Genomic DNA, 22,026 nt, shown 5'->3' on the forward strand with positions numbered 1-22,026 from the left:
TCCTTTTTAAGGAAGAGGGAAGCGAAAGGACCGTTCCCCTGCTTCCTATAGGGCAAAGACGGATAGGAATCCAGCTCCTAGTCCACCCACGATTAGGCCAGCTATGGCTACTCCGCTGCAGATAGATACTAGTGCGGGCCAGAAGGGCAGGCGTAAAATTGCTGCCGCCATGGCTCCCGTCCAGGCACCAGTTCCTGGTAGGGGAATGGCGACAAATAGTAATAGGCCCAGCCAGCCCCAGCGTTGGATTTTTGCATATAGTTTGGTGCTTTTTTTTTCGCCCATTTGTTGTACCCAGCTGTGAATACGGGGAATTTTTTCTAATTGGGTTATGATAAAAGCCATGCCTAACAAAATAATGGGCACGGGAATAATATTACCTATTAAGGCCAGCAGCCACACTTCCAATATAGGTAGACCCAAGGCCAAACCTAAAGGGATGGCCCCGCGCAGTTCAATGACCGGGGTAGCCGCAGTAACTAAAACCAGCCATGCTTCCTGATCCATTAACTGTTTCCCCTTAAGATAATAATAGTGCACCTTGGCACAAGACTAATTCTATATTAATCACCAACAAGCCATCTTTTTTGGCCTTCCTGCCAAAGCTTCACAGGATTAATTCCATCTTAACCTCCTGAAGTCCTCTTCGCAAGTAGGGCGTTTCTGGTTAGTTCTTATGCCAATGAACCGGTTGCGTTAATTTTTTTAATCACTAGCCATATTGTTGGAGTACTTTGCCAGGCTAGGTTATGACTATTTACATACTATTAAGTTCCACCTGGTGGACGCCCCGGCACGGTTAAGAGGGGGATATATACATAGGCCGGGAGCCAAGCGGTGGGGCAGGGTTCATCTGCTCTAATTAATGAATAAAGCACCATTGGTTACCCCAAACTGGTATAGTATACAAAACTTTCATTGTAATATAATTTGGCAAAAAAATATGCCAGGGGCCTATTAGCTAACTTAATTTCAGACCCCTAGGCATATAGATGAGAAAATCCTTTTTACCCTCCCCAACCTGGGGTAAAGGACGGTTTTTTTAGGCTGCTTTTTTATGGTACCGGCCGAATAAAATTGGACCAGGAAACCATCTTTTTAACAACCTTTAACCAATTCTAAAGGTAGGTCAACCTCCCTGAACCTTGTCCAGGTTAAGGTTCATATTAATTACATCCTGACGGCTGCCATCTTTAGGGCTACGCCAGTATATTTCTATACTTTTGGCATTCTCAGGAATGTCATTAGTATTGATCTTATAGCAGCCCCAGTCAGGTCCACCGCTTTCTGCTGTTACATAGTGTTCTTCCAGGATTTGTCCCTGGTCATCCACAAAGGCCCAGTTTATCTGGGCTTCAAATACCCGGGCCAGGCCTTTTACTTTAACTTCTGAGGGAGAAAAAGTTGAGGTTAAAACCTTAATATTCTGGCTACCGGCCTGGAATGGGCTGATAGGTTTACAGCCTATAATGCGGGGGATGTATTGATCCCCGTTAGTGTGCAGAAAATGTACTGGCCGGTCATTTAAATTTCCTTTCCATTCATAAACATCATAGGGATAGGTGATAGCCTGGGTGGTAGCACCGCTATCTTCCGGTTCCGTAAATTTGACTTCGGCGATAACTTCATTGGCCTCTTCCCGCACTCGGGTTATATCTACCTTATAACCACCGGTACGTTTTTCTCCACCGTTAACGATGAAATACACGCTATCTCCCTTTTCGATAAAATCAGCCACGAAGTATGGTTTCATGTTTTTAAGCCAGGTGCTAACTTCACCAGGGTAGCGGGCCTCTTTTCCAGCCGGGGCGGGTGACTCCTGGGGCTTTTTGGTAGAAGTTGTCTGGCAGCCGGCTGCCACGAAAACAAATGAAATCAGAACCAGGGTGATGAGTATGTTTCTTTGCATAGTAACGACCTCCATTTTTATTGCTATTACTAGTCTGAGATACCGGGGGTCAAACTAAACCCTACTAAATTACTTATATTTTATCCTACATAAATGGTGCCGCATACATGAAGATAGGTTCGTGGCTATAAGAAAACCTAATACCCGGTAAGCCGATGTTGATTTTTATAGATCGGGATGTATTATTTGGTTACTGATAGTAGGTCGGATTTAAGCGGGGCCAAGAGGGACGGTAGGAAAAGATTAAACAGGTTAGGGGAGTAAGGGGAGAATGAAAGTTCATATGTTCAAACAAGCTACAGCCTTCCTGCAAAAAGATTAAAAAACGGGCATCAGTGTTCCTGCAAAAAGAATCATGAAACCGCTTGAACCACCAGGAAGTATGGCCAAATAGGAAGTGGTAAGATTTTCTTTGATTAGGCGGTATATAATGTGTTATAATATCTGTTGCTGTGGGGGCGTGGCTCAGCTGGGAGAGCACCTCGTTCGCAACGAGGGGGTCAGGGGTTCGAATCCCCTCGTCTCCACCAATATTTGCGGTGCCAGGCACCGGAGTTATTGAGAACGAATACATGGTAGGTATACTGGAATTCCAGCAGCAGATCCTTCCGCCTGGTTCCCCGGTCACAGTTTGGGGTTATGGAGGGCAGGCAAAAGATGCTGTTATCGGTAAACGCTTAGGCTATATCAAGCTACCATGCAAAGTGAATGCGCCAACAGCCCTTTGAATCCCATAAACCATATTAGCTGTAGCAGATATGATTTTTACAAGCATATTAATAACATCCCCTCCCGCCAACAATTATACGAATGTATGGTGGGAAAGAATGTTATCTAAACCTACTCTAGCTCAGCAGCACGCCTTTTGAGCCTCGGATTATATCATTTTCATTTATGATAAAATTTCGGTAAAGTTTACTCTCACTTTGCAGAAAGTGAGGTACCCTCATGTGCAAAAAAATAGATACTAGTATTTTACCAAAAATCTCAATCTTAATAGCTATATTATGCGGCATTATTATGATTTATTCCTCTAAGACGTTATATCTTGGGTGGTGGGATTATCAGCAAGCGAGAGAACGCAAAATATTTCAGGATATAACAGGTCCTTTTGCGGATGGTCTGAAGAATTTCATGTTCGAAAGAGGCCGGATGAATGTGATTCTTTCTGCACATGAACCTATTTCTAGAGAAAACCATTCTTTTATAAATGAACGGAGAACCGCGTCTGATGAATCCTTTGAGCTTGGGTTTTCCATAATGGAGAAAAAATATCCCGAAGAAACAGCATTGCTCCGTTACGAATATGATAAAATAAAGATTTTGCGGATTAAGATGGATGAAGAATCGCAAAAACCATTACTGCAGAGAACCCCAGGCATTCGGACACTATGGTATACAAATTGTACCAACTACATCAATCTGGCCGGTACAACACTTAAGAGAATTGGCGGAATTTCTCGAAACAACTATCCCATTGATACTTATTACGAGTTAATCATTGATACCCTTCGGTTCAGAAGCATCGTTGGTAACGAATCTTCTATTTTTACATCGGCTATTACTGGCAGTAAAACTATTAACAAAGATGAATATGCAGCACTTCTATTATTGAGGGGAGAGTCAAAACAGATTTGGTTCGACATGAACGACAAAGCTACGATGATTGATTCAGATAATCTCATAACAGCACTGGAAACCGTTAATGATAAATATTACAGGCAATTTCGGCCGAATCAAGATAGACTTCTTGGTCTTGCTCTAAAAGGCCAATTATATGATAACGCCGATAAAGAAATTGCCAAATTATCTGTGCCGGCTCTTGACTCGGTTCTACTTCTAGCCGATGTAGCAATGCAGGAAATGTATATAGAAAACCAAAAAAGTATCAAAAATGGATATGAAAGCTTTATTAAAGGCTTACTGCAATTGCTGGCAAGTATTTTGACCATTATATTAATAACTGCCTACCTAAAAACCAGATTGATCCAACCATTAAACACCATAGTAGGTTTAGTAGAAAATCTTAGTTTAGGAAAAACAGACATTATAGTTCCCTTTATTGAAAGAAATGACGAAATAGGAAAGCTTGCAAATGGCGTTGAAATGTTGCAGAAAAGTATTGAAGAAGAGCAAGCCTTGAAACTAGAGTTACAAGAGGCAGTTGTAAAACTCGCGGAACTTTCCACACAAGATCCCTTAACTGGTCTATATAACCGAAGATATATTATTCAAAGAATAAATGAATTAGAAAGTAGGTATAAGAGAAGCCAATCTGTTTTTTCGGTCATAATTGGCGATATTGACTTTTTTAAAACTGTTAATGATAGTTATGGGCATGATTGCGGCGATTTTACGCTTACCAACATAGCAAGACTGATATCTGACTGTTGCAGGGAACAGGATATTGTAGCAAGATGGGGCGGGGAAGAGTTCTTAATTGTTGCGCCGGATACCAATAATAGCGGTGCGCAGATTTTGGCAGAAAGGATTCGAAAAGAAGTCGAAGACAAAACCCTGCAATATGGAGACATCAGCGTGAAAACAACAATGACTTTCGGAGTGTCTGAATATAGTAATTCACTTGGAATAGAAGGTACTATTAAAAATGCTGATATGGCTTTATTGCACGGCAAAGCGCATGGGCGCAATCGAGTTGTTGTATTTTAGGTTGCACGGGGGGATGCACGGGGGGACGGTTCTCTTGTGTTAAAATAGAAGGCCTGGTATAATCAGGTAAATATAAAAAAGGATGAGAATGAATGCCCAAGAAGCCAAGAGAGAAAAGTGCAACGGGAATCTACCATGTTATGGTACGGGGAATCGGGCAGCAGGATATTTTTCACGAAAGAGACGATTTTCATAGATACTTGGAAACCCTAAAAAAGATATCTTTGGACAGCGGGGTAAGCGTACTAGGTTATTGCTTGATGACGAATCACGTTCATTTATTGTTAAGAGAGCATGACGGCAACATATCAGTGTTTATGAAACGGTTGGGTGTAAGTTATGCCTACTGGTACAATTGGAAATACGAAAGAGTTGGACATGTATTTCAAGATCGGTTTAAGAGTGAATGCGTAGAGGATGACGTATATCTACTAACAGTCATTCGCTATATCCACTTAAACCCCATCAAAGTATTCCTCGTTAGCAAGCCGGAGGAATATGAATGGAGCAGTTGCGCAGCTTATTATAAAGCGGATCGAAATATTAACAGATTTCCTGATACCACACTAATCTTAGGCATTATACAAAAGGAAGAGAAAAAAGCGGTTGAAGAACTTCGAAAATTTACGGAAGAGGATAACGAAGACCGCTGCCTGGATTGCGATGAAGCCAAACGAATCAGTGAAAGCGAAGCATATGAAATAATTAAGAAAATAATGAATGGCAAATCGATAACGGACTTGCAGACAATGGATCAGAATACAAGAAATAAAATATTGAGTAGTTTAAGAAATGACGGATTAAGCCTGTGGCAAATATGCAGGATAACTGGCTTGCCATTCCACATTGTTCGAAAGGTTTAAATAATGACACAGGAGAACCGTCCCCTTGTGTTTCCTTGTGTTTTTAAATATATGAGGTATGTAAATAAAGGCTGTTTCTTGGAATTTTAAAAGCCCTGGCTGATGAAACAAGGTTTAATATCTTGATTATACACCCCCTTGGTTGTTTGAAAAATTAAAAATGACTCTATTAATGCAACGGATAAAACCTATAGGCGATCCTCAAAGTATTCGGAAATAGTTTGGAAGGCAAAATCTCCTTTTTCCCTCCGATTATCACTTCCCATATATAAAGGGGGTATCTCATGGATTTCACAAATGCGATTAAGAATATTGATTTTAGCTATTAAACTATCATGGACTCTGGATCTGGATTTATCGATATCAGCTAGTTCCTGCAGGGTGTTTTGATCAGTTGCAGTTCCGGCTTCCTGGATAGCTATGCCCTGCTCAATTACTATTGCTACATACTTTAGGCAGTGCTGCAAATATTCCTTAATTAAGTTTTTTTGTCTGGCTTTCATATCCTCGGATAGGCTGGAAGTCTCGATCCTGGCCATTAATTGACCGATGTGGTTTTTAATTTCCACTGATATCCCTCCCACAATTGTAGATAATATAACTCAAAAGTGATGTATAAATTCGATAATGATAAGTCGTGATAAGTTTCAGAGTTACCTAGGCAAGTCCTTTTTATTATTTATACCTGTTATGCTCCTAAAACTTTGCAAGCTTAACTGGGTACTGTACCTGATTCTCAGGTGTTTTTTAGTGATACATAAGGAGAATTTTCTACAGATAGGTAAATTACCCTTGAATTATAGTAAATAATGCCGAAGCCAAGCGGCGACTTGTCCCCTGGCTTGCCATTCCACATTGTTCGGAAGGCTTAATATAAAGACACAGGGGAACCGTCCCCCTGTGTCTCTCCCCCTGTGTCTCAGCTTAATTAGCTGTTTAGTGAGCGGGTAATAGCGAATCCTGGTATCCGCAGGTTATATTTAGCGATGACCCGGGTGATCAGATCGTTGGCCTGGGGAACCCGAATCTGGATTTGCCGTGCGCGGGCAGCCATCCGATTAAGGTGGTTAACAAACTGCAGGGCCACCTTTTCCGAAGTAAAGTTTACTCCATCCAGATTTATCACCAGGTTTTGATAAAAGGATGGTATATGGCTGGAGAGAATTTTAAAAGTTTCCCCTAAGGAGAAATCATTTAGGTAACCTTTAAGGTTAATCAAGAAAGTTTCATCCTGCTGGGAAACTTCTATATTTAAGACCGGATCAGTGGTGACATAGCGCAGGTTCTTAAAGCGAAAAGAGCTGATGCTGCGGGAGATACGATTACTCAGAGAATCTGATGAGTTGTGGCTGGCTAGTTTTTTTAGAACCTGGTAATACCAGCTATTTTCTGATTCCCAACTGCGCACCAGCCAGAAGCCTACTGCCCGAAAGGCAACCGAGCGTATTCCGGTCCGGAATAGGTTGCCCAGGATGCGCCCTGGTGAATAGAATTTGTGAAAGGCTTTAATAGTTTCCTTCTGCAATTCTTCTGCTGACATGAGGCGGGGTTGATAAACTACATGATGGGCATCATACAGGTTCCAGTCATGGGTTAAAATCCGGCCTTCCTTTTCCATATCAGCGTAAGTACGGGTTCCTGGCAGGGGAGTCAAAATCATAAATTGCAGGGTATCGATATGGTTTTTTATAGCGAATTCCAGTGTATCGTGGATAGTTTGAACGGTGTCATCATCTCCGCCGAAAACGAACATACCGTGAACTAAAATGCCAAAGCGGTGAAACTGTTTGATACAGTATTCTATATCTTCAACATCCTGTTTTTTGTTATACTTTTTGAGGGTCTCCGGATTTATGGATTCCATGCCAATAAAAACGGTGCCACAGCCGGCATCACGCATCAGACGCAGCAGTTCTTCATCCCGGGCCGCATCAGTACGTACCTGTGTACACCACCAGCGGGGCCGTATATTGCGCGAAATCATCTGCCGTAGCAGTTCCTTACTATGGTGAGGATTGGCAGTAAAGTTATCGTCTACAAAAAAGACCTGCTTATCCCGGTACTGTTTTAGTTCCTCCAAAACAGATTCGGTATTTCGGTAACGGTATTTACGTCCAAACATGGGGGTAACACTACAAAAGGTGCAGTCAAAGGGGCATCCCCGTGAGGTCATTACTGGATAAGTTGACATTTTAATGTCTTTAAGCAGGGATAGGTCTGGAAAGGGAACTTCATCTACATTGACCCAATCCGGCATGGGATTGTGAATCATTTGATCGTCTTGCCAGTAGGAGACCCCGGGAACATCTACCGGCAGTTCTCCTTTTTCAATGCAGGAAACTAACTGGTTAAAGGTCTCATCCGCTTCGCCCCGGCAAACGTAATCACAGTGCTGTAATGCTTCTTCGACCATAAAGGTTACGTGGGCACCACCCATTACGACAGGGATATCATGTTGCCTGGCAAAGTCAGCAATTCGGTAGGCTTCCACGATAGTTGAGGTGGTGGTGGATATACTCACCAGGTCAGTATTAATTAGATCGGTAAGTCGTATTTCTTCAGTGGCTTCGTAAATTAGGTTAACCTGATGGCCTTTTTCTTTGAGGATAGTACCCAGGATAGGCAGTCCCAGACGAGGCATCTTTACAGTGCTAAAAACATGTTTGCCTGCAGGTCGTGGTTCTATAAGGGTAACTTTCATATCATTATTGCCTCCTGAAAGATTTTTCTCCTAACATTATTATTAATATCCAAGTTATGGTTATATACATCCTACGATAAATTCTTTTCCAACTCAAGAGAAAACCAAGGAAGCACGGTAAGCAAGAGACCAGCGAAGCAAGGGGACAGCAGGCTGTGTGAAAGTGCTGGAATACTGTATAAGTATACGTGGTCATCTCCCTATTCTCGTTTTACGGAATTTATTATGGGTAGCGATGGATTCAAATACAGGTTTTTGGGGTTTCCTCACCGCCTAACGGGCCCTTTTGCTTCCCTTGGGTGTGATCGTGTTAAGAAGTTAAGAAGCTAAGAAAAGGAAGTAAAGGGACCGTCCCCGTGCTTCCTAGTATTGATTTAGATAGCCTTGGATAAACTTGCGGACGGATTTGGCGGGTTGGATGATACCGGCATGTCCTTCACAAAGGATATCTGCGTTGTAATCCAGCAGTTCCAGCATCGATTTTCTCCATTGTTTTTTATCTGATCCCCAGTCAGGATGAAAGGGCCCGTGAATATCCTGACCAAAAAGTATTTTCTTTTCGTCTATCTCACCTAAGATGCTGATGCCACCCGGGGTATGTCCAGGGGTATGGATCAGACTTAGTTCCATATTTCCCAGGGATAAATATTCAAGATGTTTACGTAAAACCCGATCCACCTTAACAGGTTTGTAGTCCTGCCCATACCAGGCTGCTGCCGTAAGCCGGGGGTTACCTTCTTCAATGGCTTCCAGCTCCAGCTGGTGGGCAATGATTTTGGCCTGTAAAAGCTCTTTCAGTTCCTTAAGGCCGCCAATATGATCAATATGCCCATGAGTAACTATTATGTAGCCTATTTTATTAATATCTATGCCTGTAGCCTGGATGTTGTCGATAATAGCCCCGACACTATTTCCCACCCCGGTATCAATTAAAACAGCCGTTTCCGATCCTTCGGCCAGATATATACAGCAGTCATCCCCATCTGTATAGATACCGCCTCCTATCTGGAACACGCCTGGGCAAACTTTTTGGTAATGGCCCATTTTAATCCCTCCAAAGCAAAACTATATTTATATTACATTATAGCCATATTTACTTTTAATTGGACGGATGTGGAATCGCTCCGCTTGATTTGCTGAATACTATAAACGCTAACATTACGTGGAAAGGGAGTTATTCTATTTTGCGATATCTTTTTAAAAAGATACTATTTTGATTTTTTTATGCGTGACTATGAAATTCGGGAAACCAATTGGATTATAGTAGCCGAAGGAAAAGCTGCAGACATTCTGGGCACTAAAACTAAAATAAGTGAAATTTCTGCCTTTTACATTACTGATCTAATTGATGAACGAATCTCCCATTCCAAAACCATAGATGTGAACATTAGAGACTTTGCGCGAATGATCCGGAGTAAGAGTCCCGCCCCTACCGCTTCCTATATACGCAGCGAACAGCATAATAATGAAACGTAAATAGGGCAGGGATTAAAATAAAGCAGCCGAGGAACAAACTCCCAGCTGCTTTATTTTCACTGTATTACTGTTTATCTGCTATTTTCCCCGTAGATAAAGATCCAGTACCTGGGTGCGGCCGTGCCAAGCGGTATCCACAATTTTGTATTCGGTATTTTTGATCATTACCCGGGCACCGATCAGGTCATAGCTGGAACCATCATAGGTAAACCGGGACGGATCAGGAATCAAAAGCCGGTCAAAGGTTATCCATTTACGGTCTACATAGATGGTTACACTGTCATCAGCGCCATCTTTCAGCTTGTATTCATCCTCATCTAAGAAAACAAATTTGACTGGTTGGCTGGCCCAAAAGGCATCCTTGGATTCACTGGCCCTGATAACGACTGCGTTTTTACTGGTATCGTAATCAATAGATTTTATGTCGTAGATTTTATTATTAACCTGACATTTTACCGAGGAATCAACTTCATACTGTTTGCCGCCGATGCGGATCAGGTTACGGGAAACTACTAGTACCCGGTCCAGATCATAGGCTAGCATGTCTTTTACTATTTTAATATCGTCATAATCCCGGTACTCGTTGTTGAATATCACCCATTCCGTATCTGATTTTTCTTCACAGTAAAAGATGAATTTTTCATCGTATAACTGGACGTGGTTAATTTTGTAGTGCCGGTCGTCAATGACCATAACCACTTTGTCAGGAGCATAGGTTTTGCGGTTGACGGTAAAATTAGTAGAGGCATCGATGGTCACTTCAGACATACGGTAACGGTCACCATCAATAATAAATTCTATGCGATCGATCTTCCCGAGTTCCAAGGTTTGGGTACCGGAAAAAATAGCCGAGATATCAGACATATACATACCCCGGTAAACAACCGGATCAGTTTCCGAAAGTTTCAGGGTAACATCTGTGTCTGAAATACGGATGCTTTTGATATCATAGAAGTCATCTCTTAGCTCGATGGTTAATTTATCCTGAGATATATAATAGGGATGGCCATGTATCAATACCTTCTCTTCATCGATAATTTCCATATCAGATAGATAATCATTAGTGGCGGCCGAGTTTATATAAAGTTTTATAAAATCACTATTATATCGGTAGGAACCCTCAGTTAATGTATTGATTTTACGGTAACTAGGGTAGATAACCAGTTTGTCACCACTTACTGACAGCCGGGAGATGCCATAACGGGTATTGTTAATGACGATATCCGGGTTACTGGAGCTGGTTAACCCCAAAACGAGGGAGTTGTTAGCCAGCACGGTATTACCGGAAACAGTCAGGGTATTTACCGGTATATCATTAAAGTTGGAGCGGATAGCCACCGGGGATGTTTTCAGGTCAAATAATTGCTCACCTACCGCTATATACTTTAGGGTGCCTGTACTGCCAGTATCCGGGTAAACCGGGGAGTTAGGAGTAGGGGTACTGTCTTTGTCTTGGGGCTGGTCTATAAATTTGGTAAGTACTGTACAGACCTGAGCACGAGTCATTTCCCGGAAGGGTTCAAAGCTGCCATCGGGGAAACCAGCAATTAGACCAAGGTCATAAGCTTTTTTAATATAGCCTTTGTACATACTGCGCTCTACGGTATCACTGTCGGTAAAGGGAAGGGTTCCATTGTCAGGTTGTTGGCCCAGGGCGCGGACCAGCATAACAGAAGCTTCACTGCGTTTTATGTCACCATTAGGGTCCAGGCCCCGGGGGTATTCAGAAGGAATCAGGATACCCCGTTTTACTGCTTCGTTTATGTAGTTTATAGCCCAGTGACCAGCCATATCTTCGAAGCTTTTAACTGAGGAATTACTTGGTTTAACCTCCATACAGTTTATTAGAGCAGTAGTGAATTCAGCTCTGCTCATAGATTGATCCGGTTTAAAAGTACCGTTAGGATAGCCGTTAATATAACCTAGTGTAGACAGCCGTTCAATATAGGAATTGGCCCAGTGTCCGTTGGTGTCGGAAAAGCTCCGGGCGGCCAGGGCCTGTCCTGGTAATATGGCTGTGACTAGAAACATAAGTAATGCGACTACACTGATCCATCGTTGGTTTTTCATTTTATTTAGACCTCCTTATCTTTAAAAAATTCTTACTTACAAGCTTTCGTGAAAGCAGTATGGAAAGATATGCTAATAAGTGAGCTCTGTGACAAAGATGCCAATGGCTTATATATGAATATAGTCTAACCGGGTCAGGGGAGCTATGGAATAGTCGAGCGCAGTAGATGGTTATGAAACCAAGCCTTTCCGTAATATTAGCCAAGGGAAAACTAATTTAATAGGGCTATTTTAGAATAGGCTTTATAAGTCTAGGTAAAATTTAGGTAAACTTATTAACACCTCCAGTAGTCGCACCACCGCAACATCACCTTATAAAATACACACTCATATCTAATACGTTCTTCAAAGTTAGAACCTTACCATACCAGGAGCATTTTGCCATATATTCATTATTAAATTCAGACGGGGAAATTCCTCCTTGATGGGATATTTTATTTATGTTGCAGGATTAACATTGGCTATGGATTCCTATATAGGGGGGATCAGACAGGGAAAAAATGATGGGTTAAAGCCACAGACTTTAGCCCACCGTTTTTTCTATAAATTAAGTTTTAATCATTAAGATTCAGTACTGCCATAGTGCAGCGGGATATGCATGCTAGTTTTTTCTTCATTAATATATTCGAACATCCCAGACCAGGGTGGTTCGCCCTGTATGTACCGGGGTACCGATGGCGGTGACTATACCGCCCTTTTACTGCGTATATGGTTAGCATTGATTTCTAAACCTACGGCATGCTGCCGATCAGGATCGATGAACTGGTAACTTGCTGGCCGGAGCTACTGTTTCATATAGAACAACTGATACCTCACCGTGCATTATACCGAACGGCTGATGATTGTTGGGGTAACCGGCAGGGTAGTTACTACTTTTTCCCAGGCAAATTAATCCCAGGTTGTGCCGGTTTAATTTATTACTGCTACCGGTTAAGCTTTTACTTTTTTCCGGATCTATATGCTTTACACCGGCCAGGATTTAATCAGTTACCGGTAGTACTTCCGGTAATATTTTATGGATAACATAAAGGGAGCTATCCAATGCCGTAGGGATATTTTCCACCTGCAGCAAGGGGTCACTCCAAACCGTCCCCGTGGCGTTGTAATCTGGCACCGTGGCCCGATGTCCGAAAACATATAGCAACCGCATGGGCCGCCAAAGTTAATCTTTTTTAGATATGCATCAATGCGCCATAAGGCTTTGGTAATTCTTCCGTATTTAGCCAGTTTACGTGACAAAAATGCCGGAAAAAGTGCTGTACATACTCCCGTTCTTGAGGATTCTTTTTAAGAGAAATGATATCTCGCAAAATTTGGGCCATCCATATATTATCAAAATAACGATATCGTCCTGTATTCCAGGTTATCTTGTGCGGATATCTTTCGTCAACATAGTAGTTCCAAAAAAGAATTTTCTCTGATTCCTGTTCTGAAAGGCGGAGTCTGTATTCTGAATGAGCGGGGATGTATCCATCCACACACTGCTTACCGCTAAAACTGTCGTTCACCATGAATAGGCCTAAGATACGTCTATCTTTTTCTGGCACATCAGAATCCCTTGCTGTTAAAAGGCAAGCACTATTTTGATTTATTCGGGCCGGCCGTCGTGGCTGACCTTTTTTCTGACCGCTTTTTATTACACCAGTGAAAATATTCCAACTTGTAAAAATGCTTTCCTGTTCTTGTGCTTTACACCAAAAGACGATCTGTGAGCGGGGATGAATTTTATGGGCTTTACTTATTTTAGTAAGCCTTTCCCGTTCCAATAGACGTTGCCGTTTTTCCTTTTGCAAAGTTCTTAATTTTTTAAGCCTCAGTTTTTCTTCCTTGTACTCCCTTTTTCTTTTTTGCACTATTTTTTCGATCACATTAGCCGCTCTTTGATCGGTAAATGTAAGGTATTTTTCAAATGCATCAGGAAAAACAAACTCTTTATTCCCTGATGGAAAATCAATTTTAATGTACGAATCGTTATATTTAACAACTTTTCCTTTACCGAAGTTCTTGTGCATTACTTGTTTATTGACTAGATTCATTTATGTATTCTCCCTTCATTTTACTCATATAACCTCTTATCTGCTTTGGTTTGAACGTCAAAGCTATGACAGAATTATTGCTTGCATCTGACTATTTTCTCTGTTTATTCCTTTTTTAAGAAATGGGATAAAAAAAACCGTTACGTTCTATTCCTACCTATTATCACATTGGAATTTGAACTACGGTTACCATTATTATAACATCAATGGGAGAATAACTCAAATATTATGTTGACATCGTCACAGATGCTGGTATAAACTTAAAAGTTACCGTTTTACACAACCATCAACCAAAGGCACGGTTCTTGTGGCTGTTGTGGCTGGTAAAGCAGCTGTATCGTCTACAGGGGGCCGTTAATAAAACAAACTGATTTTGACGGATGGAGTGGAAATAGGTTTTGCCAAGACATCCTAAAACAGGGTGCTAGTAGTTATAATTAAACTTAGGCATTCCAACATAGGGGCCCTTTTTACGGGCAGGGTTGCGGTCTTTCTATTTCGATAAGTTCACCAAAATGGGTTTAGATGCGAAAAAAACATTACCGGTAAAGGTGCATAAAACTACAGTATCTTAGTCCATTTATATAGTTACCACATATAGCCTGATAGGCCAAGAAAAACGGTGGGTTAAAGCCACTGACTTTAGCCCGCCGTTTTTTCTTAAATGAGGTTTTAACCATTAAGATTCAGTACTGCCATGGTGCAGCGGGATATGCATACTAGTTTTTTTTCTTCATTATATATTCGAACATCCCAGACCAGGGTGGTTCGCCCGGTATGTATCGGGGTACCGACGGCGGTGACTATACCGTCCTTTTGACTGCGTATATGGTTAGCATTAATTTCTAAACCTACGGCACGCTGCCGATCAGGATCGATGAACTGGTAACTCCCGGCCGAGGCTACTGTTTCAGCTAGAACAACTGATACACCACCGTGCATTATACCGAACGGCTGATGAGTTATTGGGGTAACTGGCATGGTAGCTACTACTTTTCCCCGGGTAAATTCGGTGATTTCAATACCTAGGACATCCATTATAGTGTTTTGAAAAGAAAGATATGGTTCAGTAGACATAAATACCTCCCAAGAAAGTGTTTGAATTCTTGTAGTGATATTAACATAATTAAATCAGGCAAGGAAGTGAATAAGCAAGGGCGGGATGGTAAAAAACCCTTAATGGTATGACGGTAAAGTAAAAGTGAACAAAAAATGACAAACAACTTTAGACACCTAATTGTTATCCAAAATGGTGCGGTTAATGTCTTAAGCTGGTTTTTTAAAGGGATGATTCCGGTGTATAAACGGGAGGATAAAGAAAAGTTTCTACCGGAAATGTTTAAAAGTTGGTGCTGGGGGTAAACAATAATTTGAGGTGATACATATGCAGGAGAGGATAGCCCAACTGGTAGATTCTTCCGGCGGCATGCCCCGGGATTTACTGCAGCGATTTAAAATTCGGGAAGTTCCCTTTTACTATACGTTTAATCAACATTCCCAATACCGGGAAAATATCGATTTTAATACAGTAGATTTTTACCGTCATATGCAGGATAATCCCCGAGAGATTCCTAAAACTTCCGCGCCTAATGTGGGCGACTGGCTTAAATGCCTGGAGGAGTTATATGAAGGCGGGTACCGGAACTTTGTGGTTACGACTATTTCGGAAAGGCTATCAGCTAGTTTTCAAAATGCCCGAGCCGCCAGCCAGATTTTTCTAGGAAACAAGCCTGATGCTCGGGTGGAAGTGTTTAACTCTAATAGCTGTGCCTGTGGTCAGGCTGCTCTGGAAATTCGCATAGGCCAGTTGATTCATGATAATCGGCTCGACTGGGACCAATTGGTTCAAAGGGTGAAAAAGATGTTACCTTCGGTTACTACCCTTTTTACCGTGGATAGTTTTACTTATATGAAAGCGGGAGGACGTATTGGTGGGGCCACAGCCCTGCTGGGCAAACTGGTAAACATAAAGCCGGTATGTGAATTTGTTAATGGGGTGGTTCATCCTATTAAAGCCGTACGGGGAAGGAGAAAGTCTCTGCAAGCTCTGGTAGACGTATTAGTCAGTCGTATAAAGGAGCAGGATTCCCCGGTGGTAATCTGTATGCAGAATGCTATTTGTGAGGATGATGAATCATTTATGTTAAAATACCTGCGATCCCGCCTGGACAAAGTCGGGGAAGTCCAGCGCAGTATTTTAGGGACTGCTATTGGAGCTCATTCCGGACCAGGGGCAATAGGTATCGGTTATGTCATTGACCGGGAGTAGGGCAGCAGGGGACGGCCTTTTTACTTCCTTCTTCCTCAAAAAGGGAAAAAAGAAGCCAAAGGATCGGCCGGATGTGTAAAAACCCTAAAAACGTGTATTTAGATCCACCGCTATGCATAATGCACACAGTAAAACGGGAATAGAAAGATGATCGCGCATATTTATACACTTCGCCAGCACTATCACATAGCCTGCCGTCTCCCTGCTTCCTAATAATGAACGGGTTTGTTGCTGGTGGTTTGTATTAAATGGGCTAGGTTGGCCAGTAATTCTTTGGTGGGGGGAGGAGTGTCGGCCAGGGTGTAGTTTAGCCCTAGAAGCTGCCATTTGTGACTGCCCAGAGTATGGTAGGGGAGCAGATCGATGCGTTCTACCATTTCTAAACTACCTACGAATTCTGCCATTTTTCGTATATCTTCTTTTTCATCGGTTATTCCAGGTACTACTACATAGCGTACCCATAGTGGTACCTTCTGTTGGTTGATTAATTCCAGGTTGTGCCGGTTTAATTCATTACTGCTACCGGTTAAGTTTTTACTTTTTTCCGGATCTATATGCTTTATATCGGCTAGGATTAAATCGGTTACCGGTAGTACTTCCCGTAAGATTTTATGGCTAACATAAAGGGAGCTATCCAGTGCCGTAGGAATATTTTCCGCCTGACAGCAGGAGAAGACTTCTTTAACAAACCGATACTGCAGCAGGGGTTCGCCACCAGAAAAGGTAAGACCTCCTCCTGAGGCCTCAAAATAAGGTTGGCCCCGGCGGATGATCGGCATTAATTCCGCAGCTGAGTATTTCCTGGCGGTGTTGGTGGTAGTTTTCCAGGTATCCGGATTCTGACAGTAGCGACAGCGCAGATGGCAGCCTTGCAGGAAAACTACCATACGTATACCTGGCCCGTCCAGGGTACTGAAAGTTTCAATAGAATGGACCATCCCGTACATGGCTTACATTCTCCTGTAAAAGGTGCGGGCGATAATTTCTTCCTGCTGTTCACGGTTCAGTTTTATAAAATGAACTGCATAGCCTGACACTCGTATGGTAAGGTCTGGGTAAAGCTCGGGGTGTTCCATGGCTTCTTTAAGGGTTTCGATGTTTACTACATTTACATTCATATGGTGGGCCTCCTGAGCAAAGTAACCCTGGAGCAGAGCCACCAGATTATTAATCTGTTCCCGATCTGATTTGCCTAAGGCGGAAGGAACGATGGAAAAAGTGTAAGAAACCCCATCACGGGCGCATCCGTAAGGTATTTTAGCTACTGAGTTACAGGCAGCCAGAGCTCCTTTTTCTTCCCGTCCATGGAGGGGATTAGCCCCTGGTGCTAGTGGTTCGCCTTTTTTACGGCCATCCGGGGTAGTGCCGGTATGTTTGCCGTACATGACATTGGAAGTTATGGTGAGAATAGACAAGGTATGAACTGCGTTTTTGTAAGTAGGATATTTGCGTAGCTTACGCATAAAAGTTTTGACTATTTCGACAGCAATCATATCTACCCGGTCGTCATCATTGCCGAATTTAGGAAACTCACCCTCAATGGTAAAATCGCTGATCAAACCACGTTCATCCTTAAGGGCTTTTACCCGGGCATAGCGTATAGCGCTTAGGGAATCAGCTACGACTGAAAGCCCGGCGATACCAAAGGCGATAAAACGGGTAAGATGGGTATCGTGCAGGGCCATTTCCACTCTTTCATAAGCATAACGATCATGCATATAGTGGATAATGTTCATGGTATTAACATAAAGTTGCGCCAGCCATTCCATTTGGATGGAAAAGCGTCGCATTACTTCATCATAATCTAGCACTTCTCCCTGATAAACCGGCATTTCTACTCCCACCTGCTGACCGGTTAATTCATCCCGGCCCCCGTTTATAGCATAGAGCAGTAATTTAGCCAGGTTACAGCGGGCCCCGAAATATTGAGTCTCCGCTCCCAGGCGCATGGCTGAAACACAGCAGGCAATAGCATAGTCATCACCATAATAAGGGCGCATGATGTCATCGTTTTCGTACTGAATGGCACTGGTGCGAATGGAGAGATCGGCGCAGAATTCCAGGAAGTTACGGGGCAGGTTTTTAGAATATAGAACAGTCATGTTGGGCTCGGGAGAAGGGCCGAGGTTGTCTAGGGTATGCAGGAAACGGTAAGTGGTACGGGTGACCAGGTGGCGACCGTCTACCCCTGCTCCGCCTAGAGCATCGGTAACCCAGTTGGGATCTCCGGCAAATAGATCACTGTATTCAGGAGTCCGCAGATGCCGAACCATACGCAGTTTTATAACAAATTGGTCGATAAGCTCCTGGGCCTCCTCCTCAGTCAGAATCCCTTCTTTTAAATCCCGTTCTATATATATATCCAGGAAAGTAGATACCCGCCCCAGGCTCATGGCAGCTCCATTTTGTTCTTTGATGGCAGCCAGAAAGGAAAAATAAAGCCACTGGATGGCTTCCTGGGCATGGGCGGCTGGAGCAGATATGTCAAATCCGTAAGCTGATGCCATTTGCTTTAGTTCCTGGAGGGATTGGATCTGATCAAAAATTTCTTCCCGCAGGCGGATAACATCATCAGTCATGGTTTTACTGACCAGGGAAAGATCCAGTTCTTTGGCGGTAATAAGCCGGTCTACTCCGTAAAGGCTGACCCGACGGTAGTCACCTATTATACGGCCTCGGCCATAGGAGTCGGGCAGACCAGTAATTATACCTACTTTTCGAGCCAGTTTCATTTCCGGAGTATAGGCGGCAAAAACTCCTTCATTATGAGTGCGGCGGTGCCGGGCAAAAAATTCTTCTACGGCAGGATTAAGCTGGTATCCATAGGCCCGGCAGGCTTTTTCAGCATGACGCAGGCCGCCGTAAACATTGATAGCGCGCTTTAAGGGGGTATCAGTCTGCAGGCCCACAATTTTTTCGTTATCCCGATCAATGTAGCCAGGTGGATGGCTGGTGATATTAATAGGCGTATCTGGATCGACTGTTAAAACTCCACCTTTTTGATGTTCCTCCTTTAATAAATCCTGGCAGTGTTTCCATAGCTGGCGGGTTCGTTCCGTGGGGCCCGCCAGGAAACTGCTATCCCCATCATAGGGAGTATAGTTTTTTTGGATAAAATCACGCAAATTAATTTCATGCATCCATTGTCCAGGTCGAAAATTTCTCCAGGAATCCACTTGTAGCACCATCCTTTGTTAAGCAATTATTCCGCTATAGTATTTGAATATTCATCTTGCTTTAATCATTTATCAGCTAACTTTGCACCACCGGAACGGTAGGCAAAAACAGGATTCATTTTCGGATAAATATGCGTTTTGGTGTATAATATACGGGGAATATGTAGGATTATTAAGGTGTTTTATACTCTGTATTAAAATCGATAAAATGGTTACTCTTGCCTAATCGAACTAAACGGTGGTTGAATAAAGAAAAGAAGGCCAGGAGGTGTGGACAATGCAGCATAAAATATTAAGAAAAATCAGTACTCCGCTAGTTTTTTTATTAATTAGTAGTCTACTAGGGGGCTGTATAACTCAGAATAATAGTGATGTGGGCCTGAAACAGTCTACCGGAAATATTTCCTGGTCAGAGGGGTTTGCCCCCTACCAGGAGGTAGTCGTTGATGAAAACCCACAGCTACCACCTTATGCAATATGGCCTGATCTGGGAAATGTAGAGAATGCCAGCCGTTTTAAGTTTTCTGCCGCTGCCCAGGAACAATTAGTAAAAAACGGATTTGTAGTTTTGCCTGATTCGATTAGGGAATTTTTTATAATCTACGAGGTTAATTGCTATGATCGTATCCCTAATCTGGTTACTACGGATTCGCTGCTGCATAATTATCACCTTTTTTATGAATACCTGTTAAAAACAGTGGAAGAAGAAAACCTGATTCCAGAACTGAAAAATTTAAATCAAAGTATGATGACCATTTCCGAACAGCAGTTTAAAGCCCTTAAAAGAACCCCGTGGGAGAATGCCGCCCGGCGCAATTTGGCTTTTTTTACGGTAGGAAGCTGTCTGCTTGACCCGTCCGTAAAAGTTCCGGTAGTAGTGAAGGATGAAGTCAATGCTGAGTTAAAGTTAATTAAGGAACAATTAAAAGTAGCAATTTCGCCGGTCATGAATACGGGACGTAAACCGCATATAATCGAGTCTTGGCGAGAGGATTATACCCAGTACATACCCCGGGGGCATTATAGCCGTAGTGAGGACCTACAAAGCTATTTTAAAAATATGACCTATTATGGGCGTATGAGCTTTCGTTTAAAAGATGAAGATGAGACTCGTTCGGCGGTTTTGATGACCATGGCTTTGCAGGAGGAAGATAATTGGGAATCCTGGGAAAAAGTCTATAGCATTACTAATTTTTTTCTGGGAAGTAGTGATGAACCAGGTTGTAATGAATATTTGGCATTGATTAATCAGGTCTACGGTCCCCAGGTCAGCCTGGATGTTCTGGTTTCCAATCAGATGAAATGGCAAAATTTCTGGCAGGAGCTTACCCGTATGAAAGGGCTGCTGGCAAACTCCATACCGATGGCAGGGAAGTACCCGTCCAGCCGGAGTGGGGAAGGGAAAGGTTTCCGATTTATGGGGCAGCGTCATACTATGGATGCTGATATTTTTCAACAATTAATCTATGGTGCGGTAGGGGAGAATGACAAGGGCCAGCGGCGCCTGCTGCCTCGAAGCATAGACATTCCAGCTGCTTTCGGTTCAACGGCTGCCCGGGTTATTTTAAATGAAAGAGGAGAATATCGATATGAGGGGTATTCGGAAAACTTGGATCGACTCAATAGGTATCTGAGCAGATTGGATGAGGATAACTGGCACAAGAATTTTTATTGGAATTGGATGTATAATCTCCGTTCCCTGACCCGGGAGATACCAGAAGGTTACCCATCTTTTATGAAAAATAGAGCTTGGAGCAGAAAAGAATTAAATACTTTTCTAGCTAGTTGGACTGAATTAAAGCATAATACCATCCTCTATTCTAAACAGGTTAATGTGGAAATAGGAGGGGGAGGTTTTGATGATTTTGATAGCAGGGGTTATGTAGAACCTAATCCTCACCTATATGCTCGCCTAGCTGCATTATCGGCCCAGATCCGGGAAGGACTACGGGAGCGTGGCGTTTTGACAAATCAGGATGGGGAAAATCTTAACTGGATGGAAAATCTGGCCCTGCACCTGAAGACGATTGCGGAAAAGGAACTAAAGGGGGAGCTGCTAACTGAGGATGAATACGAATTAATTGACAGCTATGGCAGCCAGATTGAACATTTATGGTTGGAGGCTTTGCGCGGCCAGGGAAGCGGCAGTCGGGATCAGTTGTTAACAGATAATCCAGCTATGCTGGTGGCGGATGTGGCCACTGATCCTTTAGGAAGGGTTCTGGAGGCAGCAACTGGTTATGTCCATGAGATATATGCAGTTGTTCCGGTAGAAGACAGTCTGCGTATGGTAAGGGGCGGAGTTTATTCCTATTATGAGTTCCACTGGCCGTTTAAGGATCGCTTGACAGATGAAAAGTGGAGACAGATGCTCGCCAAAGAGGAGACTCCCAACCCGCCTTTTTGGACTCGCTCTTTTACGGTCGAAAAAGGTGAAAGTCGAATAATCATGCCATTTGAACTGGATCAGTATCGATAGATAGGAAGCGGAGGGACCGTCCGGCTATGTCGGCTGTGTGAATATCCCCAAAACCTGTATTTAAATCTGCCGCTGTGCATAATATACGCTGTAAAACGGCAATAGGAAGTTGATTGTGCATATTTATACAACATTACGGCACTTTTCATACAGGTGGACGTCCGCCTGTGTGGGCAGTGAGAAAACCCTTAAAACCTGTATTTGAATCCATAGCTATCATAAATATATGCTGGAAAACAGGACTAAGAAGGTAATCCGCATATTTACTATATTCATTGCACTTCTGGAGCATTTTTATACAGCCTGCCATCTCCCTTGTTAACTGGCTGTCTGAAGCCATTGAGGGTACCTAAAGCCCTTAGTGAAGAAAAAAGTCT

Annotated in this window: 16 protein-coding genes and 1 tRNA gene; 6 read left to right on the forward strand and 11 right to left on the reverse strand. The window is 42.8% G+C overall.

Annotated elements, in window-relative coordinates; all coding sequences use genetic code 11:
- Positions 1–45 precede the first annotated feature (45 nt).
- Positions 46–507, reverse strand: a complete 462-nt coding sequence (locus ACZ5Q0_RS09445) for a COG2426 family protein (RefSeq protein WP_446818262.1) — start codon at positions 505–507, stop codon at positions 46–48.
- 622 nt (positions 508–1,129) lie between these two features.
- On the reverse strand, positions 1,130–1,909 hold the full coding sequence (locus ACZ5Q0_RS09450) for a Gmad2 immunoglobulin-like domain-containing protein (protein ID WP_446818261.1): 780 nt from the start codon (positions 1,907–1,909) through the stop codon (positions 1,130–1,132).
- 454 nt (positions 1,910–2,363) lie between these two features.
- Between ACZ5Q0_RS09450 and ACZ5Q0_RS09455 the strand changes: the two genes are divergently transcribed.
- The 3 genes from ACZ5Q0_RS09455 to ACZ5Q0_RS09465 all read left to right on the forward strand — a co-directional run bounded on the left by ACZ5Q0_RS09455 (position 2,364) and on the right by ACZ5Q0_RS09465 (position 5,442).
- A tRNA-Ala gene (locus ACZ5Q0_RS09455) sits at positions 2,364–2,439 on the forward strand.
- 418 nt (positions 2,440–2,857) lie between these two features.
- The gene (locus ACZ5Q0_RS09460; protein WP_446818260.1) at positions 2,858–4,579 is read left to right on the forward strand and encodes a diguanylate cyclase; all 1,722 of its coding nucleotides are present in this window, start codon (positions 2,858–2,860) and stop codon (positions 4,577–4,579) included.
- A 92-nt stretch (positions 4,580–4,671) separates the two neighbouring features.
- Positions 4,672–5,442 (forward strand): transposase, encoded by a 771-nt coding sequence (locus tag ACZ5Q0_RS09465; RefSeq protein ID WP_446818259.1) that lies wholly within the window; start codon positions 4,672–4,674, stop codon positions 5,440–5,442.
- A gap of 188 nt (positions 5,443–5,630) precedes the next feature.
- Here the strand turns inward: ACZ5Q0_RS09465 and ACZ5Q0_RS09470 are convergent, their stop codons facing one another.
- The 3 genes from ACZ5Q0_RS09470 to ACZ5Q0_RS09480 form a co-directional block, all read right to left on the reverse strand.
- The gene (locus ACZ5Q0_RS09470; protein WP_446818258.1) at positions 5,631–6,011 is read right to left on the reverse strand and encodes a DUF3232 domain-containing protein; all 381 of its coding nucleotides are present in this window, start codon (positions 6,009–6,011) and stop codon (positions 5,631–5,633) included.
- A gap of 359 nt (positions 6,012–6,370) precedes the next feature.
- Positions 6,371–8,143, reverse strand: a complete 1,773-nt coding sequence (locus ACZ5Q0_RS09475; RefSeq protein WP_446818257.1) for a B12-binding domain-containing radical SAM protein — start codon at positions 8,141–8,143, stop codon at positions 6,371–6,373.
- Positions 8,144–8,506: 363 nt separating this feature from the next.
- Complete coding sequence (locus ACZ5Q0_RS09480) at positions 8,507–9,187, reverse strand: MBL fold metallo-hydrolase (protein ID WP_446818256.1); 681 nt, start codon at positions 9,185–9,187, stop codon at positions 8,507–8,509.
- 180 nt (positions 9,188–9,367) lie between these two features.
- On the opposite strand from ACZ5Q0_RS09480, the gene ACZ5Q0_RS09485 reads away from it, so the two are divergent.
- Positions 9,368–9,619, forward strand: a complete 252-nt coding sequence (locus ACZ5Q0_RS09485) for a Ger(x)C family spore germination protein (RefSeq protein ID WP_464827122.1) — start codon at positions 9,368–9,370, stop codon at positions 9,617–9,619.
- A 78-nt stretch (positions 9,620–9,697) separates the two neighbouring features.
- On the opposite strand, the gene ACZ5Q0_RS09490 is transcribed toward ACZ5Q0_RS09485, so the two are convergent.
- The 4 genes from ACZ5Q0_RS09490 to ACZ5Q0_RS09505 all read right to left on the reverse strand — a co-directional run bounded on the left by ACZ5Q0_RS09490 (position 9,698) and on the right by ACZ5Q0_RS09505 (position 14,802).
- Complete coding sequence (locus ACZ5Q0_RS09490; protein WP_446818255.1) at positions 9,698–11,689, reverse strand: S-layer homology domain-containing protein; 1,992 nt, start codon at positions 11,687–11,689, stop codon at positions 9,698–9,700.
- Positions 11,690–12,305: 616 nt separating this feature from the next.
- Positions 12,306–12,377 carry a hotdog domain-containing protein gene (locus tag ACZ5Q0_RS09495; protein ID WP_447182888.1) on the reverse strand — a complete coding sequence of 24 codons (72 nt, stop codon included), beginning with the start codon at positions 12,375–12,377 and terminating at the stop codon, positions 12,306–12,308.
- Between the two features lie 484 nt (positions 12,378–12,861).
- Entirely contained in the window at positions 12,862–13,725 is an 864-nt protein-coding gene (locus ACZ5Q0_RS09500) for a hypothetical protein (protein WP_446818254.1), read from the reverse strand.
- Between the two features lie 672 nt (positions 13,726–14,397).
- Complete coding sequence (locus ACZ5Q0_RS09505; protein ID WP_446818253.1) at positions 14,398–14,802, reverse strand: hotdog fold thioesterase; 405 nt, start codon at positions 14,800–14,802, stop codon at positions 14,398–14,400.
- Between the two features lie 307 nt (positions 14,803–15,109).
- Between ACZ5Q0_RS09505 and ACZ5Q0_RS09510 the strand changes: the two genes are divergently transcribed.
- Complete coding sequence (locus ACZ5Q0_RS09510) at positions 15,110–15,994, forward strand: DegV family protein (RefSeq protein WP_446818252.1); 885 nt, start codon at positions 15,110–15,112, stop codon at positions 15,992–15,994.
- Between the two features lie 209 nt (positions 15,995–16,203).
- Here the strand turns inward: ACZ5Q0_RS09510 and pflA are convergent, their stop codons facing one another.
- Both pflA and pflB read right to left on the reverse strand, forming a co-directional pair.
- Positions 16,204–16,941, reverse strand: coding sequence for a pyruvate formate-lyase-activating protein (gene pflA, locus ACZ5Q0_RS09515; protein WP_446818251.1), 738 nt, complete (start codon positions 16,939–16,941; stop codon positions 16,204–16,206).
- 3 nt (positions 16,942–16,944) lie between these two features.
- Positions 16,945–19,182 (reverse strand): formate C-acetyltransferase, encoded by a 2,238-nt coding sequence (gene pflB, locus ACZ5Q0_RS09520; protein ID WP_464827123.1) that lies wholly within the window; start codon positions 19,180–19,182, stop codon positions 16,945–16,947.
- A gap of 265 nt (positions 19,183–19,447) precedes the next feature.
- On the opposite strand from pflB, the gene ACZ5Q0_RS09525 reads away from it, so the two are divergent.
- Entirely contained in the window at positions 19,448–21,649 is a 2,202-nt protein-coding gene (locus ACZ5Q0_RS09525) for a DUF3160 domain-containing protein (RefSeq protein ID WP_446818249.1), read from the forward strand.
- Positions 21,650–22,026 lie beyond the last annotated feature (377 nt).

The organism is Syntrophomonas erecta subsp. sporosyntropha (assembly GCF_055395365.1).

Bases quoted from the DNA above. Each gene is read 5' to 3' on its own strand.
- ACZ5Q0_RS09445 (WP_446818262.1), bottom strand. From the start codon at position 507: ATGGATCAGGAAGCATGGCTGGTTTTAGTTACTGCGGCTACCCCGGTC.
- ACZ5Q0_RS09450 (WP_446818261.1), bottom strand. From the start codon at position 1,909: ATGCAAAGAAACATACTCATCACCCTGGTTCTGATTTCATTTGTTTTC.
- ACZ5Q0_RS09460 (WP_446818260.1), top strand. From the start codon at position 2,858: ATGTGCAAAAAAATAGATACTAGTATTTTACCAAAAATCTCAATCTTA.
- ACZ5Q0_RS09465 (WP_446818259.1), top strand. From the start codon at position 4,672: ATGCCCAAGAAGCCAAGAGAGAAAAGTGCAACGGGAATCTACCATGTT.
- ACZ5Q0_RS09475 (WP_446818257.1), bottom strand. From the start codon at position 8,143: ATGAAAGTTACCCTTATAGAACCACGACCTGCAGGCAAACATGTTTTT.
- ACZ5Q0_RS09480 (WP_446818256.1), bottom strand. From the start codon at position 9,187: ATGGGCCATTACCAAAAAGTTTGCCCAGGCGTGTTCCAGATAGGAGGC.
- ACZ5Q0_RS09485 (WP_464827122.1), top strand. From the start codon at position 9,368: ATGCGTGACTATGAAATTCGGGAAACCAATTGGATTATAGTAGCCGAA.
- ACZ5Q0_RS09490 (WP_446818255.1), bottom strand. From the start codon at position 11,689: ATGAAAAACCAACGATGGATCAGTGTAGTCGCATTACTTATGTTTCTA.
- ACZ5Q0_RS09500 (WP_446818254.1), bottom strand. From the start codon at position 13,725: ATGAATCTAGTCAATAAACAAGTAATGCACAAGAACTTCGGTAAAGGA.
- ACZ5Q0_RS09505 (WP_446818253.1), bottom strand. From the start codon at position 14,802: ATGTCTACTGAACCATATCTTTCTTTTCAAAACACTATAATGGATGTC.
- ACZ5Q0_RS09510 (WP_446818252.1), top strand. From the start codon at position 15,110: ATGCAGGAGAGGATAGCCCAACTGGTAGATTCTTCCGGCGGCATGCCC.
- pflA (WP_446818251.1), bottom strand. From the start codon at position 16,941: ATGTACGGGATGGTCCATTCTATTGAAACTTTCAGTACCCTGGACGGG.
- pflB (WP_464827123.1), bottom strand. From the start codon at position 19,182: ATGGTGCTACAAGTGGATTCCTGGAGAAATTTTCGACCTGGACAATGG.
- ACZ5Q0_RS09525 (WP_446818249.1), top strand. From the start codon at position 19,448: ATGCAGCATAAAATATTAAGAAAAATCAGTACTCCGCTAGTTTTTTTA.